This is a genomic window from Sinorhizobium sp. B11, from assembly GCA_039725955.1.
Classification (GTDB): domain Bacteria; phylum Pseudomonadota; class Alphaproteobacteria; order Rhizobiales; family Rhizobiaceae; genus Rhizobium.
In genome coordinates, this window is the sequence record CP091033.1 from 1,677,074 (window position 1) to 1,695,370 (window position 18,297).

At 61.4% G+C, this 18,297-nt stretch carries 18 protein-coding genes; 5 read left to right on the plus strand and 13 right to left on the minus strand.

Features of this window, described 5'->3' with window-relative positions; translation table 11 throughout:
* Positions 1 to 93 precede the first annotated feature (93 nt).
* Together rnk and LVY75_07520 are read left to right on the plus strand one after the other, a co-directional pair.
* A complete protein-coding gene (gene rnk / locus LVY75_07515) occupies positions 94 to 513 on the plus strand; it encodes a nucleoside diphosphate kinase regulator (GenBank protein ID XAZ19976.1) in 420 nt (139 codons plus the stop codon).
* A gap of 146 nt (positions 514 to 659) precedes the next feature.
* A complete protein-coding gene (locus tag LVY75_07520; protein XAZ19977.1) occupies positions 660 to 1,166 on the plus strand; it encodes a nucleoside-diphosphate kinase in 507 nt (168 codons plus the stop codon).
* A 1,335-nt stretch (positions 1,167 to 2,501) separates the two neighbouring features.
* On the opposite strand, the gene LVY75_07525 is transcribed toward LVY75_07520, so the two are convergent.
* Both LVY75_07525 and LVY75_07530 read right to left on the minus strand, forming a co-directional pair.
* On the minus strand, positions 2,502 to 3,194 hold the full coding sequence (locus LVY75_07525) for a beta-lactamase family protein (protein ID XAZ19978.1): 693 nt from the start codon (positions 3,192 to 3,194) through the stop codon (positions 2,502 to 2,504).
* A gap of 453 nt (positions 3,195 to 3,647) precedes the next feature.
* Positions 3,648 to 5,498, minus strand: coding sequence for an ATP-binding cassette domain-containing protein (locus LVY75_07530; GenBank protein ID XAZ21356.1), 1,851 nt, complete (start codon positions 5,496 to 5,498; stop codon positions 3,648 to 3,650).
* Positions 5,499 to 5,764: 266 nt separating this feature from the next.
* Between LVY75_07530 and LVY75_07535 the strand changes: the two genes are divergently transcribed.
* From LVY75_07535 to LVY75_07545, 3 genes are read left to right on the plus strand one after another with little or no spacing between them, the layout of a single operon-like run.
* On the plus strand, positions 5,765 to 6,529 hold the full coding sequence (locus LVY75_07535) for a heme ABC transporter permease (GenBank protein ID XAZ19979.1): 765 nt from the start codon (positions 5,765 to 5,767) through the stop codon (positions 6,527 to 6,529).
* A gap of 1 nt (position 6,530) precedes the next feature.
* The gene (gene ccmD, locus LVY75_07540; GenBank protein ID XAZ19980.1) at positions 6,531 to 6,686 is read left to right on the plus strand and encodes a heme exporter protein CcmD; all 156 of its coding nucleotides are present in this window, start codon (positions 6,531 to 6,533) and stop codon (positions 6,684 to 6,686) included.
* Positions 6,687 to 7,250 (plus strand): DsbE family thiol:disulfide interchange protein, encoded by a 564-nt coding sequence (locus tag LVY75_07545; protein XAZ19981.1) that lies wholly within the window; start codon positions 6,687 to 6,689, stop codon positions 7,248 to 7,250.
* Positions 7,251 to 7,289: 39 nt separating this feature from the next.
* Here LVY75_07545 and LVY75_07550 read toward each other — a convergent pair whose 3' ends face one another.
* The 11 genes from LVY75_07550 to ccoG all read right to left on the minus strand — a co-directional run bounded on the left by LVY75_07550 (position 7,290) and on the right by ccoG (position 18,296).
* Entirely contained in the window at positions 7,290 to 7,976 is a 687-nt protein-coding gene (locus LVY75_07550) for a CBS domain-containing protein (GenBank protein ID XAZ19982.1), read from the minus strand.
* A gap of 75 nt (positions 7,977 to 8,051) precedes the next feature.
* Positions 8,052 to 8,519 (minus strand): cytochrome c-type biogenesis protein CcmH, encoded by a 468-nt coding sequence (locus LVY75_07555; GenBank protein ID XAZ19983.1) that lies wholly within the window; start codon positions 8,517 to 8,519, stop codon positions 8,052 to 8,054.
* Positions 8,516 to 10,513, minus strand: a complete 1,998-nt coding sequence (locus LVY75_07560; protein XAZ19984.1) for a heme lyase CcmF/NrfE family subunit — start codon at positions 10,511 to 10,513, stop codon at positions 8,516 to 8,518. The genes LVY75_07555 and LVY75_07560 overlap by 4 nt, the downstream gene beginning before the upstream one ends.
* Positions 10,510 to 11,022, minus strand: a complete 513-nt coding sequence (gene ccmE, locus LVY75_07565) for a cytochrome c maturation protein CcmE (protein XAZ19985.1) — start codon at positions 11,020 to 11,022, stop codon at positions 10,510 to 10,512. The genes LVY75_07560 and ccmE overlap by 4 nt, the downstream gene beginning before the upstream one ends.
* Positions 11,019 to 12,155, minus strand: a complete 1,137-nt coding sequence (gene ccmI, locus LVY75_07570) for a c-type cytochrome biogenesis protein CcmI (GenBank protein XAZ19986.1) — start codon at positions 12,153 to 12,155, stop codon at positions 11,019 to 11,021. The genes ccmE and ccmI overlap by 4 nt, the downstream gene beginning before the upstream one ends.
* Positions 12,156 to 12,218: 63 nt before the next feature.
* Positions 12,219 to 12,947, minus strand: a complete 729-nt coding sequence (locus tag LVY75_07575) for a response regulator (protein ID XAZ19987.1) — start codon at positions 12,945 to 12,947, stop codon at positions 12,219 to 12,221.
* Between the two features lie 175 nt (positions 12,948 to 13,122).
* On the minus strand, positions 13,123 to 13,788 hold the full coding sequence (locus tag LVY75_07580) for a Crp/Fnr family transcriptional regulator (GenBank protein ID XAZ19988.1): 666 nt from the start codon (positions 13,786 to 13,788) through the stop codon (positions 13,123 to 13,125).
* A 23-nt stretch (positions 13,789 to 13,811) separates the two neighbouring features.
* Positions 13,812 to 13,970, minus strand: coding sequence for a cbb3-type cytochrome oxidase assembly protein CcoS (gene ccoS / locus LVY75_07585; GenBank protein XAZ19989.1), 159 nt, complete (start codon positions 13,968 to 13,970; stop codon positions 13,812 to 13,814).
* Positions 13,967 to 16,249, minus strand: coding sequence for a cadmium-translocating P-type ATPase (cadA, locus tag LVY75_07590; GenBank protein XAZ19990.1), 2,283 nt, complete (start codon positions 16,247 to 16,249; stop codon positions 13,967 to 13,969). The genes ccoS and cadA overlap by 4 nt, the downstream gene beginning before the upstream one ends.
* The gene (locus LVY75_07595) at positions 16,246 to 16,731 is read right to left on the minus strand and encodes a FixH family protein (GenBank protein XAZ19991.1); all 486 of its coding nucleotides are present in this window, start codon (positions 16,729 to 16,731) and stop codon (positions 16,246 to 16,248) included. The genes cadA and LVY75_07595 overlap by 4 nt, the downstream gene beginning before the upstream one ends.
* Complete coding sequence (gene ccoG / locus LVY75_07600) at positions 16,728 to 18,296, minus strand: cytochrome c oxidase accessory protein CcoG (GenBank protein ID XAZ19992.1); 1,569 nt, start codon at positions 18,294 to 18,296, stop codon at positions 16,728 to 16,730. Before ccoG ends, LVY75_07595 begins: the two co-directional genes overlap by 4 nt.
* Position 18,297: the final 1 nt, after the last annotated feature.

An 18,297-nucleotide genomic window follows, 5' to 3' on the forward strand; every position in this document is an offset into this window, starting at 1 on the left:
ACTTCGACATGTCGGCGCGCCACAGCGACATTCTCCTCATATCCGATCGTTTCGCTGCCGCAGAACAGATTTGCGGTCAGCTGGAGATTGCAGATGGCAAACAAGCGACCCCCAAACAGGCCCGCGATCATCATCGGTCACTCCGACCACTTAAAATTGACGAAAATCGCCGAGGCGCAGCTTTCGAAAAATCCCGTCGTGTCCGACGAACTGCTCTACGAATTGGAACGTGCGCACGTTGTGGACGACCATCAGCTCCCGCGCGGCATCATCCGCATCGGTTCGACCGTGCGCTTCACCAGTGACCTCGGGGAAGACCGGACGGTGACGCTCGTATTGCCGGGGGAGGCAGACATCGCCGAAGGCAAGATTTCAGTCCTCACCCCGATTGGCACTGCATTGATAGGGCTGAGAGCCGGTCAGTCCATGGACTGGACTGCTCGCGACGGTCAGTTGCACCGGCTGACCGTAGAATGGGTGTCTGAGTCCGCGGAACTCGGTCAAATGTTATGATCCTCGACCCACGCCCAAATCATCTTCCCGGAGGGTGCATCACAGCAGGCTCCTGACCCCTGCGCCGTTCGCGGCCAGGGGAACTCCACCCATTCGAATTGAGTGCCCGGATACGGGCGATGGAGACTGCGATGAGAGACCAATGCTTGCTGACCACGAAGGACTTTACACTGCTCGAGGCGATGATCGATGACCCCCTCGTTCGCGACAGCCTGCTGCACGAGCTCCTGGGGCGGAAGATGGACGCCGCGACTGTCGTGTTCAGGGAGGATCTGCCAGAAGATGCCGCAAGCCTGAACAGTCGAGTGACCTTCAGCATCGACGGTAGGCGGGACACGCGCATCCTCACCACTGGCCGTATGACGACGCCGGTCGGCATGCTGCTCCCGGTCGACACGCTTCGTGGCCTTGCCCTTCTTGGCTTAAGGGAAGGTCAGAAGATCATTATCGAAAATGCAGATGGGTTTCAGGAACAGGTTCTACTGGAAACCGTCAACTACCAGCCGGAACGAGCGATGAGGGGATCGGACGGCTTTCAGGTGAGGATGAGGCTCGCTGGGAAGCCGACGCTGAGGCTGCTAAAGGGTGGAGCGCCCGACAGACAGAGGCCAGCGCCGGAGAAACCGGACGACCCCGGTCCATCGGCCGCCTGAAGGGCGGGGAAGAAGTCGATTGGCGAACCGCGCGTCTCGCGGTCGTCGTTGGTCTGGTCGTGCATGTCGACAGGCTCGTCGCCCTGGCCGGCATAACGTTTGGAAGGGCTAGCCAGCTTGCCGCGGTAAAATCCGGTCAATGAGGCCCATGGTTCCGCTCGCCGGGTTTGCCATGCGACGGGGCTTGGTTGTTCCGATCAGGCAGTCATGATCCTCGATCGCGCGTTCTCGGGCCTGCACCCTGGGGCGGGGAGCATTTCTAGTTTTCGGACCCGAGCGCGTGGCCAGCAATGAAGAGCGGCCAATGTAACAATGACTGTGGAGCAATAGCGAAAATAGCCGCTTTGATGAAATGTAAGCCATCAACCGGCTCATCCGTAGGATGTTTCGTCTGGAAAGCGCCAGGAGCAGACATTCCGGCGCTGCGAGCGGTTCAAAGCCGCTCGAAGCGGAAATTGCGGATGCGACCACTGTTCATCAGCATGCCAGTGACCCGACCGTCGTCATCGCGGGCAAAGGTGAACCGGTCCCCGTCACCGAGAAAATGGTCCGGAGCGACGGCTGTCAGCGCTATTTCCCGTGACTTCACGGATTTGAATACCAGCCCCGCTTCCCGAACCTTCACCTCGTAGGGCATGTCGTTTTCGACCGGACGATAGGTGCCTGCGAGATCGGCAAGCTCCTTTGGCGACGGCGTATAGGCGGGCAATCGCCGGTATTGGTACAGGCGCTTGCCGTCGCGATAGGAGGTCAGCTCAGTTGCCGGCTCGCCTTCTCCTTGCTCCAGCGCGAGCTCATGGTTCGGGAAATCGCTGAAACGGAACCGGCGGTCATCCACCGTTTCAAGGCGATATGTGCCATATTCGATGTCATAGCCTATCAGCAGTTTTCCCTCATGCGCCACGAGGCGGGCGACGCGGCCGGCCAGTCGCGGTTCGGCGTAATAGCCGGTGAGCAATTCCAATGCATCGGCGCCGGGTTGCGGAAACGTGCTCGGCAAAGATTCCGGGATCGGATGCAACACATCTGCCAGATAGATATCGGCGATCCCCCGCGCGAGGTTGCTCGGCACGATCGACCCGAAATTGGCAAGGATCGCCACGGTGAAATGCTGCTCCGGAAAGCGGATGATATCGGAGCGGAAGCCGGCATCGCCGCCGGTATGTTCGACGATCGCAAGGCCGCGATAAGTACCGACGCCGAGACCCGAGGCATAGCCGATTTCACTGCCATCGTTCAGTCGGCCGCATTCGACCATCCTTGCGATGACGTCGGGCCCCCCGACACGCTTGTGGTAGAAATTTTCATCCCAGAGCGCGAGATCTTCCACTGTCGTCAGCAGGCTGGTCGCGCCGACCGTATCGAAGTTCGTGTTGGAGATCTCAACCCCGGTCTCCGTCCCGACATAGCCGTCAGCGACATTCCTGACAACTTCGGCATAGTTGTCGCGAAAGAACGTGTTGTGCATGCCAAGCGGTTCAAAATCCGGGCCGAGGTAAAGGCACGGAGCGACTGCCCGCTGACCACCTTCACGACCTCCGCCAGCAAGGCATAACCCGTGTTGCAATAGAGGTGCTCGTCACCCGGCTGGAAGTTCAGATCCTGCTGCCGGGAGACGATCGCGAGGATGTCGGCATCGGTGATCAGGTCCTTGGAGTAGCGCCAGCCGGCGAGGCCCAGCAATTCCCAGTGATCGCGCAGGCCACCCGTATGGTGCATGAGGTGCCTGAGGGTGATCGGTGCGCCGAAATCAGGCAGGCCGGGCATGTATTTACCCACCACATCATCAAGCGACAATTTTCCTTCGGCCGACAGTAGCAGGATGGCAAATGCAGTGAACTGTTTGGAGACAGATGCCGAATGAAAGACGGTGGACGGCCCGATCGCGATACCGTGGCCCAGATTGGCGATGCCGAATCCCCGCCTATGGATAACCTCGCCGTCACGCATGACCGCAACCGCGCAGCCAGGCGAATGATCGTTAGCCCAGGCCTCGAACAGTTCATCAACGCGTTTTGCTTCCGTCATCCGTAACCTCCGAGATCACTTTCCGGTTGCAGGAAAGCCGAGAGCTGGGAAAATTGCAATGTATGGGATTGAGAACATTGAGGGCTGCGATTACTACTTCGGGCCGAGAGGCGGCAAAGCCAACGGCTTGCCGTGTGCTGACGCCGCAGTCAGACGAGGACTGGTGTGATGCCACGCAAATCTCCGGTTACCTGATCGGCTAGTGCAAGGTTTGGACGAGGCAGCCCCTGCAATATGGGGTTGCCTTTCCGTTTCACGTTCACCTTTCATGAAACACTGAGAGCCATATGGATAACCGAACGTTCGACACCAGCCTATCGAAATACCGGACTCCGCTGAAGATTACAGACTATGTCTGGAGAACTCTTCCCAGCAATTTATTTAAGCCTCTTACCGAGGGGCAGAAAGCGGACGTGGCCGCAACGCGCGATCTGCCACTGTTTGTCGTTGCCCTTACGCCGCATCGTGTTCCATGGCCGCCGACCCCGAGAGATCGAACTGCAACTCGGCAAGCCTGGAATATGCACCGCCCTTGCGGATCAGCGCGGTGTGTGTTCCCTCCTCGATTACTCGCCCTCCGTCGAGCACCAGAATTCGATCCGCCTTGAGCACGGTGGCAAGCCGATGAGCAATCACGATTGTCGTGCGATTGGACATCAATTCGTCGAGCCCCCGTTGCACCAGCATCTCGTTTTCTGAATCGAGAGATGCCGTGGCCTCATCCAGCAAGAGGATCGGCGCGTTTTTCAGGACTGCACGGGCGATCGCCAGTCTTTGCCGCTGACCGCCCGATAAAGTGAGACCGCGCTCGCCGACAACGGTACGGTAACCATCCGTTAGCTCGGAAATAAACCCATGCGCTCTTGCCACCGTCGCTGCAGCCACGATCTCGCCCAGCGACGCATCCGACCGTCCGAGACTTATATTTTCTGCGATACTGGTTGCGAAGATGGTCACGTCCTGCGGTACGACGGCAATTTCGCCTCGTACTGCAGTGGTGGAGATCGTGCGCGCATCGCAACCATCGAGCAAAATGTCGCCCGCATAATCCTTGTAGAAACCGAGCATGAGCGAGAAGATTGTGCTTTTGCCCGAGCCGGAAGCACCGACAAGCGCGACTGTCTCGCCGGACCGCACGTTCATCGACAGGCCCGTGAGGACTTGCCTGTCCGGAGCGCCCGGATAGGCGAAATGCAGGTCTCGAATTCCGATCGCTCCTTTTGCGGGTTGGCTGAGCGCAGAACGCGAGGCCTGCTCGCTCTCACCGGCATCTTCATCGAGCAATTCGAAAAGGCGTTCGGCTGAAGCCGCAGCCTGCGCCAGTTCGCCCCAGACCTCCGAGAGCGAGCCCAGCGACCCTGCCGCAATGACGGAATAGAGCAGGAACTGGCTCAGACTTCCGGCCGACAACGTTCCCGAGAGCAGATTATGGGCGCCGATCCAGAGAACCCCGACGACGCTTCCGAAAATCATTGCAATGGCAACGGCGGTCAGGAGCGCACGCGAGCTGGCGGCAAGGACGGCGCTGCGATAGGACGCCTCGACGTCATGCGCATACCTGTCGCTCGCCGCTGCCTCCCCGTTGAAGGCCTGGACCGTCCGGCTTCCGGCAATCATTTCGCTGGCGAAAGCGGATGCGGTCGCGAGAGCGTCCTGAGCCGCCCGCGATTTTCTCCGGACCGAGCGCCCGAAAAGGACGAGCGGCGCGATCACAAGCGGGATGGCACCCAATGTGATGGCGGAAAGTCCAGGGCTGGTGACGAACATCATCACCAGCGCGCCCAGGCACAGCAGCGAATTGCGCAAGGCCACCGATGCAGCGAGGTTCAATGCGGACTTGATCTGTGCGGCATCCGCGGTCAGTCGCGATGCGATGTCGCCGGATTTGTTGGCGTCAAAAAAGCTTGCCGGCAACCGCGTCACATTTCGGAAGGTCTTCACACGCAGGTCGCTGACAACGCGCTCGCCAAGCGTCGTGACAAAATAATAGCGGCAGGCGCTTGCTATGGCGAGCGCGATTGCAAGCGCAAGAAGCATCAGGAAATAGCTGTTGATGAAGCCACCGTCGAACTGTCCGAACCCATGATCGATCATCCGGCGGACCGCCATCGGCAACGCAAGCGAGATCAGCGCCGCCGCCGCGAGCGAGATCACCGCCAGGAGGACCAAGCCCCGGTGAGGCCGTAGCAGGGGCAGCAACCGGACGAGGCCGGAGACAGCAGACTTCGTTTCCCCCGGCTGCGGGCTGGAGCCCGCAATCACGTCGGCGGGAGGAGTGGCGGATCGGTCGTGCGCGGCAATCATCAAGGTGAGGGTCTCCTGGACTGGAATGTCTCCTTTTTGGCATTTGCGCGGCGTTCGTCTTTGACCGCGATCAATTATCGGCCGGTTCCGCCAAGCGTTGCCGCGTCAGAAGACCTCGGCAATATGTCACGATGAGCCTGCTGGACCCGCGACCGAGGATCGAACTGTGATAGCAGGTGAGCGAAATGAAAGACGCATGACCGCACCAATGGTCGCAGTTTGATCCCGGTCAATTAACATGACGGCTTTGGGCGCTAGAGCGGGCCATGACCTATGTCGAACGCATCAAAGACGACATCACCAGGCTTGCTCAGCCCGCCAGATTCCTGGAACTGGCCGATCGGGTCCTGCCTGGACTTTCGATCGTCACCACCCTCTGTTTCGCTGTTGGACTTTATCTGAGTTTTGTGTCCGATGGTGATTACCAGCAGGGCGAGACCGTCAGGATCATGTATGTCCATGTCCCGGCGGCATGGATGGCAATGTTCTGTTATGTGGTGATGACCGCAAACGCCATCGGCTCCCTGGTATGGCGCCATCCGCTTGCCGATGTCGCCGCGCGCGCTGCTGTGCCAATCGGCGCCGCCTTTACCTTCGTGTCGCTCGTGACAGGGGCGATCTGGGGCAAGCCGATGTGGGGAACCTGGTGGGTGTGGGACGCGCGACTGACCTCGATGTTCGTGCTTTTCCTGATGTATCTCGGCCTGCTGGCGATCAACCGCGCAGTCGACGAGCCAACGCGCGCTGCTCGTGTCACGGCGGTTCTCATTCTCGTGGGCTTCGTCAACATCCCGATCATCAAGTTCTCGGTCGATTGGTGGAACACATTGCATCAGCCGGCAAGCGTGCTCAGGCTGGATGGCCCCGCTCTGGACATCGAATTCCTTCGCCCGCTCCTGACCATGGGCCTGGCCTTCACGGCGCTCTTTTTCACGCTCCTCCTGGCCTCGATCAGGAACGAAATCTGGCGGCGGAGACTCATGTCGCATCACCGCCTGGCGGCACGGGCCGCAATGCAAAAGGAGAATTGAAATGACACATCGGGACTATGTGCTGGCGGCCTATGCCGCCGCATTCGCCGTCATGACCGCCATCAGCGCGACGACCTGGTTTCGCGGCCGCACCTATCGCCGGCAGGTCGAGATAGTGGCGAAGATCAGGCATGGCGCGCGCCACGAGGCACGCTAGGTGCGCCGCTATCTGGTTGCCGCCATGCCGCTGCTCGTCTTTGTGGCAATTGCCGGAGCCGCCGGGCGCACGCTCTATCGGGAGGCGGCGGAAGGATATTCGCCCTCCGCCCTCCCTTCCGCACTGATCGGTCAGGTACACCCGGTAATCGATCTGCCGCCGCTTGCTGGTCTGCAGTCTCCCGGACTTCAAGATAGCGGGTTTTCCGGCCAGGTCACGATCGTCAACGTATTCGCGTCCTGGTGCGTTCCCTGCCGGCAGGAACATGGCGCGCTCATGCGGCTATCGAAGGACCCACGCGTCAAGCTGATAGGCATCAATTATAAGGATGACAGCAGCAACGCTCTGGCCTTCTTGCACGAAAACGGAAATCCCTACGCTGCCGTCGGGGTCGATCCGACCGGAAGGGAAGCGATCGATTGGGGTGTTTACGGCGTGCCGGAGACCTTCGTCATCGACCGCGACGGCCGCATCCTGTTCAAGCAGGTCGGCCCGCTCGACGACAAGGCCCTGTCGGCCGGCCTTGGTCCCGCTCTCGACAGGGCACTGGCTGCCGGCAGCTGACCGGAAGCCCTTCGTCGCAGTTGGCTCGGCGACTCGGCCTCAAGCCGGTTGTGATCGCTTCTCCGAATCCGCGACAAGCTGCAACCGATCGAGGCAGCTGCCCAATCCGAGATTCTCGACGAGCGCAAGCACGGCACGGCGCTGCAAGTCGGTTTCCACATTTCCTTCGAGCGTGATCTGTCCGTTATGGACGGAGACGCGGATCCTTTGCGGCGTCAGCCCGAGATCATATTTCAGGCGTGTGCGAACAGCGAGTAGGATCGCGTCATCCTCGCGCGGCAACCTGAGTGTCGGCGCGTCGGTTATCAGTGCGAGGATATCGCGCCGGCTGACGATCCCCACGAGCCGTCCGTCGTCGACGATCGGAATACGCTTGATGCGATGGACCTCGAGGCTTTCGGCAATATCCGAAACCTCGCTGTCCGGGCTGGCGACTATAACATCGCGCGACATGATATCTCTGACGGACCAGCCGTTGCCGCGAATGTAGCGGTCGAGATCGACATCGGACGTGATTTCCGCGTTACGCGCGGTGCGCGGCGCAAGCCGGATCTCGCGCCGCAGCAACAGGTCGCCTTCGGTCAGAATTCCGCAGATCCGCCCTTCGTCGTCCACGACAGGCAGCCCGCTGATGTTGTTTTGCATCATCACTGCGGCGGCATGACGGATCCCTGCCGCAGGGCTGATCGAGACCACGTTGCTCGTCATAATGTCCTTGGCCTGCATGCGTGCACCTCCCCTTTCGGAAACATCTGGTGCCATGAGCGTAGGACGGCTTGGACGAACCGACCTTGACCTCCGTCAAAGTCGCGGTGTCGGATCAAGCAACTCGGCAAGCCTTGCCTGCTCTTCTGCCGTCAGCTTGCTGCCAGTTGGCTTTCCAGCCCGCTTGCGGGCAAAGACGATGAGCGAAACCCCGCCGGCAAGGATCAACAGCACCGGTGCCCCCCAGAGCAACAGCGTGCGCAGACTGAAGCGCGGCTTCAGGAGGACGAATTCCCCGTAGCGCGAGACGATGTAGTTCAACACCTGCTCGTCGCTGTCGCCATCGGTAATGCGCTCGCGCACCAGCAGGCGCAGATCCTTTGCGAGATCGGCATTGGAATCGTCGATCGACTGGTTCTGGCAGACCATGCAGCGCAGTTCGGCAGACAATGTTCGCGCCCGGGCTTCGAGGGCCGGATCGGAGAGCATCTCGTCCGGGTTGACGGCGAAGGCTGGTGCGGCCGCCAGGATCAACGTCAGGACGAGGAGAAAACGCCTGATCATTCCGCCGGCTCCATGGCAGGTGCCGCTGGTTTCGCCGGCTTTGCCTTCCTGCTCGGAGCCCCGACGCGCAGGCGCCGGTCGGTCAGCGAGACGAAGCCGCCGAAGGCCATGATGAGCGCTCCGCCCCAGATGCAGAGGATGAACGGTTTCCACCAGATGCGCACGACGATGCCGCCGTCCTTCGTCGCGTCACCCAGCGAGACATAGAGCTGGCTGAGGCCGAACGTGAGAATACCGGCCTCCGTCGTCGGCATCTGCCGGGCAGTGTAGAGCCGCTTGGCAGACCAGACATCGGCCACCTCGGCGCCACCACGACGGATCGAGAAATGGCCGCGATCCTCGGTGTAGTTCGGGCCGGTTGCCGGCCGCATGCCGTCAAAGAGGATGCTGTAGCCGCCGGCCTCCGTCGACTGGCCCTGCTTCATCTCGACCACATGTTCGGTCTGGAAGGTGGTCACGGCGACGATGCCGAGCACGGTGACGCCAAGACCGGCATGGGCAAGCGCGGCGCCGAAGGCCGAGCGCGGCAGGCCGGTCAGGCGGCGCCAGGCGATATCAGCCTTCACCTTGCCGATGCCGGCGCGATACCAGAGGTCGGCCGCCGCGCCAAGGATCAGGAACAGGCCGGCGGCAAGGCCGATCACTGCCATGACCGGGCCGCCATGTTCGATATAGAAGAAGACGAGGGCTGCGACGAAAGCGAGACCGGCCACGACATAGAGCCGCTGCAGGGCGCCGAGCAGATCGCCGCGTTTCCAGGCGAGCAGCGGGCCGAAGGGCACGATGATCAAAAGCGGCGCCATCAGCAGGCCGAATGTCAGGTTGAAGAAGGGCGGGCCGACGGAGATCTTGTCGCCAGTCAGCGTTTCCAGCACCAGCGGATAGAGCGTGCCCGTCAGCACCGTGCCGCAGGCAACCGTCAGGATCAGGTTGTTGACGACGAGCGCCCCCTCACGCGAGATCGGCGCAAACAGACCGCCGGCCGACAGAAGCGGCGCGCGGAAGGCAAAAAGCGATAGCGCCCCGCCGATGAAGATCAGGAGAATGCAGAGGATGAAGACGCCGCGGCTCGGGTCGCTGGCGAAAGCATGGACCGAGGTCAGGACGCCGGAGCGCACCAGGAAAGTGCCCATCAGCGACAGCGAGAAGGTCAGGATGGCAAGCAGCACCGTCCAGATCTTCAGCGCTTCGCGCTTTTCCATGACGAGGGCCGAGTGCAGAAGTGCGGTGCCGGCAAGCCAGGGCATGAAGGAGGCGTTTTCCACCGGATCCCAGAACCACCAGCCGCCCCAGCCGAGTTCGTAATAGGCCCAGTAGGAGCCCATGGCGATGCCGAGCGTCAGGAAGGTCCAGGCAGCGAGCGTCCAGGGCCGCACCCAGCGCGCCCAGGCGGCATCGATGCGGCCGTCGAGAAGGGCGGCAACGGCAAAAGAGAAGCAGACGGAGAAGCCGACATAACCGAGATAGAGGAGCGGCGGATGGATGGCGAGGCCGATATCCTGCAGCACCGGGTTCAGATCCTTGCCCTCGGCCGGCGCCGGATCGAGGCGGGTGAAGGGATTGGAGGTCAACAGGATGAAGAGGATGAAGGCGACCGAGATCCAGGCCTGGACCGAGAGCACATTGGCCTTCAGCGTATCGGGCAGATTGCGGCCGAAGATCGCGACCAGCGCGCTGAACAGCGCCAGGATCAGAAGCCAGAGCATCATCGATCCCTCGTGATTGCCCCAGACGCCGGAGTACTTGTAGATCAGCGGCACCAGCGAATGCGAATTCTCCCAGACATTCTGGACGGAGAAGTCGGAAACCACATGGGCATAGGTCAGCACGCCGAAGGAGAAGGCAACGAGGGCGAAGAGCAGGACCGAGCCGAGCGGCGCCACATCCATCATCGCCTGATCGCCGCGCCTTGCGCCGATCACAGGCACGAGCGACAGGATGATTGCCGTTGCGAGCGCCAGAACCAGCGCATAGTGGCCGATCTCGATGATCATGGCGTTGCCCTTGTCTGTTGTCCCTGGGCTTCCTGGCCCTTTGCCGCCTCGCCTTGCGGTGCGGCCCCCTTGCCCTCTTCCCAGAGGCCCTGGGCCTTCAGCCTGTCGGCGACTTCCTTGGGCATATAGGTCTCGTCATGCTTGGCAAGCACGGTATCGGCGGTGAAGACATTGCTGCCTGTCTCGAACGCGCCCTCGGTCACCACCCCCTGCCCTTCGCGGAAGAGATCGGGAAGGATGCCCTGGTAGCGGACATTGACGATCTGACCGCTCGGATCCGTCACGGCAAAACGCACGACCGAGCCCTCGCCGCGCATGACGCTGCCCTCGCCCACGAGGCCGCCGAGGCGGATGCGGGTGCCCGGTGCGATCGGGTTGCTGGCGAGATCGCCGGGCATGTAAAAATAGGCGACCGACTGGCTGAAGGCGAACATGACGAGCAGCACGGCGGCGGCAATGAAGCCCATGCCGCCGGCAATCACCGCCATGCGTTTCTGCTTGCGCGTCATTCGCTCAATCCCTCCGTCGCGATGCCGAGCTCCTTGCCGAGCGCCAGCAGCTGCCTGCCCTCATCGCCTGATGCCGGGAAGGCCGCAAGCCCGCGCTTCAGGGCGCCCGCGGCGCGATCCTTGTCGTTCAATACGGCGTAAGAGCGGACGAGACGCATCCAGCCCTCGAAATTGTTGGGATCAGCTGACAACTTCGCATCGAGGCTTTCCACCATGCCGCGGATCATCTGCTGACAGTCGCCGCTGCTCATCGTCTCAGCCGCCGCCACATCCTCGGAAGTCGGGCCGCCCGGCGCCGCGGGCTGGGCCTCGGGCGCTGCAGCCTGACCGCCATTCTTGGCGATGTGCTCGTTGACCAGCGGCAGCCAGGGGGCATCGGCAGGCGATTGCTTCGCCAATGTCTCGAAAGCGCTCCGCGCCTCTTCCGGCTGACCCGCCTGCTCCATGCTCAGGGCAATGTAGAAACGTGCACGCGGATTGTTCGGCTCGAGGGAGAGAACCTGCTTGAGTTCATCGAGCACCTCTGCCGTCACCGTGCCATTTGAGGTGGCCATGAGCGTTTCCGACAGCCCTTCAAGACGGGGAACATTGGCTCCGTCCAGGTGAAGCGCGGTTCGATACGCCTTTGCCGCGTCATCCACCCGGCCCATCTTCAGGTAAACCGGAGCGATGATGTCCCATCCCCGCCCGTCCTCGGGGCGCTCGGCGAGATGATTCTCCATCTTCTTCACGAGGATTGCGAGATCCTCGCCCGGCTCCGCGAGCCTCGTCGCCAAAGGACGCGAGGGGATATCAGGAGAACCGAGAGAGACATAAAGAGCGATACTGAGTACGGGCAGGAACACGGCTATCACGTGTTTGAGCCATCTGTCGGAGCGTTGCGGGGTCTGCGCCGGCCGGTCGTTATCGGCCGCCTTGAACAGCCGGCGCGCCGTCTCTGCTTTGGCCAGTTCGTATTGGTCCAGCGAGATACGCCCGAAGGCGATATCCTCGTCGAGTTCCAAAAGCTGGTCGCGATAGACCTTGCCGGCATCCGCTTTGCTGCTCGCTGTCTTCCTCCCCGTTGAAAGCGGATGAAGCAGGATGGCAGTCGCTGCGGTTGTGATTACCGCGAAAAGAACCCAGATCGTCATTGTTGCAGCCATAATGGCTGAACTCATAGCGTCAGCAGCGGACCGGACATTGACGAGGATCAATTATCTCGATGTTCGTCCCGGTCGACCGGTGAAGACATAACCGACGCCGCGGACAGACTGAATGAGATCCGGGCTCTTCGGATCATCCTCGATCTTCTTGCGCAAGCGGACGATCTGGGCGTCGATTGCGCGATCAAAGGCTTCGAAATTGCGGTTTCTCGTCAGATCCATGAGCGTTTCGCGCGAAAGAACCCGGCCGGGATTGCGCACGAAAACAAGAAGCATATCGAACTCGCCCGTCGTCAAGGCAACGTCGTCGCCCTGGGGTGAGGTCAGCCGCCTGCGCGACACATCGAGGGACCAGCCTTCGAAGGCGAGCGTTTCGTCTTCTCCCTTGGCAGCACGGGTCGCATCCGAGGAGGTGCGGCGTCGCAGGATTGTCCTCAGACGAGCCAGCAGTTCTCTCAGATGAAAGGGCTTGGCGATGTAATCATCGGCGCCGACTTCAAGGCCGACGACCTTGTCCGTGACATCGTCCTGACCGGTCAGCATGAGTACCGGCACATCGGATGTGCTTCGAAGCTCCCGGAGCAGTTCGAGACCATTCTCGCCGTTCGGGAGCACTAGATCGAGAAAAATTGCCGCGAAAGAGCTCTTGGCAAGTTCGGAACGCATCGCCGCACCGTTTGCGACCGCGTTCACCTTAAATCCGTTGTCTTCGAAGTAACGCATCAGCATCTGCCTGATCCGCGCGTCATCATCGACCACCAGAATCCTGTCCGGTTCCATTGTCCTCGTTGAGCTTGTTTCGACTTGCCAATCAGATAGCGCAGGAATTCGGCCAGCGCCACCGCTCTCAGCGCCGCATGCGATAGTTCCCAAAGAAACCTGGTGATGACCGCCTGGTAGGATTTGTCGCCACAACCTCCAACGCCACGACTGCGGACAACTGGCTCGATTGTCGCTAACAGACCTGACGCAGCAGAACGACGTTTTCGATGCGGACCGTTCGACCCTTCACGTCGACCCCGCATCGTGCGAGAGCGGCAAATGCCCTGGAAAGGGCCTCTGGCCCAAGCCCGAGTTTTCCAGCCAGAATCTGCTTCTTGTACGGAAGATGGAATGTCGCCTGAAGAGCCGCTTCCGGGCACTGCCGCAACAGGAAATTCGCCACACGTTGGATCGCCGTATGCAAACGGTCGCCGGCAATGCCATCGAAAGCTTCAAGAAGATGGCGAGCCGATATCTTCAGCAAGTTGCGCTGGAGCTGCGGGCATTTGTCGGCCAATGCCCGCAGCGCCGCAGCTTCGAACAGCACGAGATCGCTCAGGGCGCCGGCATATGCGCCGTGCGCATAGTTACCACCGAGCGCAATGACATATTCGGCGATGAAGTCGCCTGGTTCGCAGACGCGGATATCCGCATCACGTCCGCTCGATTCGGTTCGTGTCAGCCTGACCACGCCGCTTGCGACATAGACGACGTGGATCCCGGGCTCACCTTCCGAGAGAATCTCTTCGCCCGGCATATAGGTGCGCCGGCGAGCGAGGGCGGCAAGTCGTCTCGCGGTATCCTCGTTCAGCCCATGAAATAGGTCTGACCGTAGAAGCCGTTCGTTGTTAGAAAGCATCGGTCCTTTTCCGGCTGATGCGATCACGTGGCGGTCGGATCGGAATCATCATCGGCAATCACTCGCCAGGAAGCGCCCTCCAGATCGTCATACTGACCGCTCTTCAGGGACCAGAGGAACGCCGCCAATCCAAGACCACCCATGAAAAGTGCAATCGGAATCAGATAGATGAGCATGTTCATGCGGCTTCGACCTCCTGATCGTGGATCGGCCTCTGCAAAGCAGGCGAAGAAGCGCTTCGTGCCGTAAAAGCGTTGAGACGCAGGGCATTGGTGACGACGATGATCGAAGAGGTTGACATCGCCACGGCAGCAATCAGTGGCGTCGCGAGGCCGGCGATCGCGATCGGTACGGCCAGGACGTTATAGCCGATCGCGAGTGCGAAATTCTGCCGGATGAGCGCGGCCGAGCGTCGGGCGATCCGGATCGCATCGGGCACTGCATCGAGTCTCTCGTTGAAGAAGACGAGGTCGGCCGCCTGGCGTCCTATGTCGGAAGCGCTGGACGGCGCCATCGAAACATGGGCTGCGGCGAGCGCAGGCGCGTCATTAATGCCGTCGCCGACCATCAGGACGCGCCGTCCCGCCTCTCGCAGGGCCTCGCAGGCTTCCACCTTCTGCTTCGGGGTCAATGCGCCAAGGGCGCGATCGACGCCGAGGCTGCGCGCCGTGCTTTCGACGACGGATTGGCGGTCCCCGGAAAAAATCAGCGTCTGGAAACCGGCCGATTCCAGATCGGCGACCGCCTCGGCCGCGCCCGGACGAAGCGTGTCATCGAAGAAGAAGCGCGCCAGCACCACCCCGTTTGCCGAAAGCACGACTTCGGACAGCGGACTGTCTGATGTCGCGATCTCGGCCTCGCCGCAGGCGAAGGATGCGTTTCCGAGCCTGTAGACGATATCGCCGCGCGAGGCTTCGAGACCGCCGCCTGCGACCTCTGTCACGCGATCGAATTGCTCCGCCATGACCGCCTGGCGGGCGAGCGACTGCGAGAGCGGATGCCTGGAATGCAGAGCAAGTCCCGTGGCGATCGCAATGTTCTTAACATTGTCGGCCTCGGTCCGCATGAGCCTCGGTTGCCCGAGCGTCAGCGTGCCCGTCTTGTCGAAGGCGACGGCGTCGACCTCGGCGAGCCGCTCGAGCGCCGAACCGTCCTTGACCATGACGCCCCTGCGAAAGAGTTCGCCGGCTGCGACGACCTGCACGACCGGGACGGCCAGTCCGAGGGCGCATGGGCAGGTAATGATGAGCACGGCAACGCCGACGAGCATCGCCTGCTTCCAGTCCCCGCCGATGATGCCCCAGCCCAGAAATGACACCAGCGCAAGCAGGTGCACGGCGGGCGAATAAAGTGCTGCGGCCCTGTCGGCGATCCGCCGGTAACGCGCCCGTCCGCCTTCCGCAGCCTCCATCAGGCCGATGATCTCGGCAAGCAGCGAGTTGCGTGCCAGCTTCGTTGTGCGCACGATGAGCGAGCCTGTGAGGTTCATGGCCCCGGAATGGACATCCGTTCCCGGTTTTACGGCTACCGGGCTGCTCTCACCCGTCACGATCGACAGGTCGAGATCGCTCTCGCCGCTGGCGACGATACCGTCGACCGGGATGCGGTCGCCGGCCGCCACGGCAAACTCGTCGCCGACTGCGATCTCCTCAACCGCCACGTAGCGTCTCGACCCATCGGCCGCCAGCACCAACGCCCCGCGCGGAGCAAGCCGCGCCAGCCCGTTGATCGCTGCGCGCGCCTTCTCGCGCATGACGTGGTCGAGGGTCCGGCCGATCAGAAGGAAGAACAGCAGTGATACGGTCGCATCGAACCAGGCATGCTCGCCATGATGCATCGTCTCCCAGAGCGAAACCGCATAGGAGAGCGTCACGGCGAGTGAGATAGGCACATCCATGTTCGTGCGCCCGCGCTTCAACGCGTTCCAGGCCGATTGAAAGAAGAACCGGCCGGAATAGACGAGCGCAGGCGCTGCGATCATCGCCGAGATCCAATGGAACATGTCACGCGTCGCGGCATCCGCGCCCGACCAGACAGATACGGAGAGAAGCATGATGTTTGTCGCGGCAAAACCCGCAACCCCGACCGCAAGGAGAAGCTGGTTCCGTGTCTTGTCGCTTTCCGGCGCAAGCGGCGTGAAGAGATGGACCCTGTATCCGGTCGCGCTGATCGCGGCAGTGATGCCGGCCGGATCGACCGGTTTGTTGTCCATCTCCTCGGCATAGACGCAGCTCACACGCCTGGAGGTGAGGTTCACCCTGGCCTTGCGCACATAGGGCAGGCCCGACAGAGCCCGCTCGATGGTCGATATGCAGGCGCCGCAATGGACGTCAGGCACGCTGAGATCGAGCTGACGAAGGCCTCCGCCGAGCGCATGGCTTACAAGTCCGATCTCTTCGGCGCTGAAGGCGGTCGTGCTCATCGCCAGGACGCCGTCCGCATTCATGGTGCAGCAGGTCATTGGCCGAACTCCGCAGTGTCGATGCGCACGGCCTCGTGCATGACGATCTCGCCGCTGCGGCGCGAGGTGACCTCGACGATCCAGTCGCCTTCGGCGATTACGTGATCCGCCTCGAACCGCCCTTCCGAAAGTTTGATCAACGCAACGCGAAAATCTTCATGATCGCCGACCGGCCGCTTGAAGTTGGCCACGACGTCGTCGACAACAGCCGGCGAGCCGTCCCTGTTGCTGATGTCATAATGGATTTCGCCGCTCTTCAGCGAAAGCCTGCCCGCGATCCCGGAGGCAGCCATCGCCTTCATGGCGGCGGCCTTCTCATTGAATTCCTGGCTGGCGACATAGGTGTTTTCGACCACGAGCCCGCTCCAGCTCGATGAGGCGTACCAGGCCATCGTAAAGTTGACGGCGATGATTACGCCGAAGAAAGCACAGGTCGTCAGCAACATATGCCTGCCGGTGAATCCTTGCGTGCGGGTGCTCATCTGACATCTCCTGGGGCGTTGAATGCGGCGCGATAGGTCGCGCGGTCGGCGTGACCGGCATCTTCGATCGAAAAGAGGAATTCGTTGATCGCCTCGCCCGTCGGCTTGCGGGTGACGAATACCTTGAGTGTCGTCGCTGCATCGGGCGCGGCGTCGATCGTGAACCGACGTCCTTCCTCCTTGCCGAGTTCAGGAATCCGCATCGTCGCGCCATCGATGCCCGACAGGGTCAGCTCGATCGTTCGCGGTTTGGGGACCATGTTGAGGACGCGCAGCGTATATCCGTTGCGGATCGATCCGTCGCTTTCCAGCACGTATTGCGGATTGCGGTCATGGACGACATTGAGCTCCAGCCGTTCGCGCATCGACAGGTGCACGAGCATGGCAATGCCGATGCAGGTCCAGACGCCCGCGTAAAAGACGACGCGCGGTCGGAAGATGATACGCCAGTTGAAGTGGCGAATGCCGTCGACAAAGGAACCATCCGGATTTCTGACGCGCGCCGGCTGGACCGGCGTCCTGCCTGCGTCGGTGGCGATGTTCATGTTGCTCGCATATTCGCTGAGCGTCGCATAGGCTATCAGGCCGCGCGGTTTGCCGATCTTGTCCATGACATTGTCGCAAGCATCGATGCAGAGCGCGCAGGTGATGCACTCCATCTGCTGGCCATCGCGGATGTCTATGCCCATCGGACAGACCGCAACGCAGGCATTGCAGTCGACGCAGTCACCGACGGCCTGTCCTTCCGCCTGCGTCTTCTTGGCATGGCGCGAGCGCTGCTCACCCCGCCAGTCGTTATAGGTCACGACCAGCGAGTTCTCATCGAGCATGGCGCCCTGTATGCGCGGCCAGGGGCACATGTAGGTGCAGACCTGTTCGCGCAGGAGCCCGCCAAAGACGTAGGTGGTCGACGTCAGAATGGCGACCGTGGCGTAGGCGACGGCCGGAGCCTGCCCGGTGAAGAGCCCTTTGACGAGCGTCGGCGCGTCGGCGAAATAGAATACCCACGCGCCGCCGGTGAGAACGCCGATGACAAGCCAAGTCGCATGCTTGAGCAGGCGCTTGCGAAGCTTGTCGAACGTCCACGGCCCGGCGTCCAGTTTCATTCTGGCATTGCGGTCGCCTTCGATGGCGCGCTCGACGGCAAGAAAGAGGTCGACCCAGACCGTCTGCGGACAGGCATAACCGCACCAGGCGCGACCGACTGCCGAGGTGACCAGAAACAGGCCGAACCCAGCCATGACCAGCAACCCGGCGACATAGTAGAACTCCTGCGGCCAGATCTCGATGAAGAAGAAAAAAAAGCGGCGCGACGACAGGTCGATCAGGATAGCCTGGTCGGACGCATAAGGTCCGCGATCCCAGCGGATCCAGGGCGCAAGATAGTAGATCGCGAGCGTGATCAGCATCACGATCCACTTGAACCGGCGAAAATGTCCTTGAACCCTCTTGGGAAAGACCTTCTTACGAGCCGCATAAAGCGGCTGACGGTTGCGCCGGGCGTTGACCGGCTCCGCATTGACGCGTTCCACTAATTTGGGATCGGGTGCTGTGTAGAGGTTCATG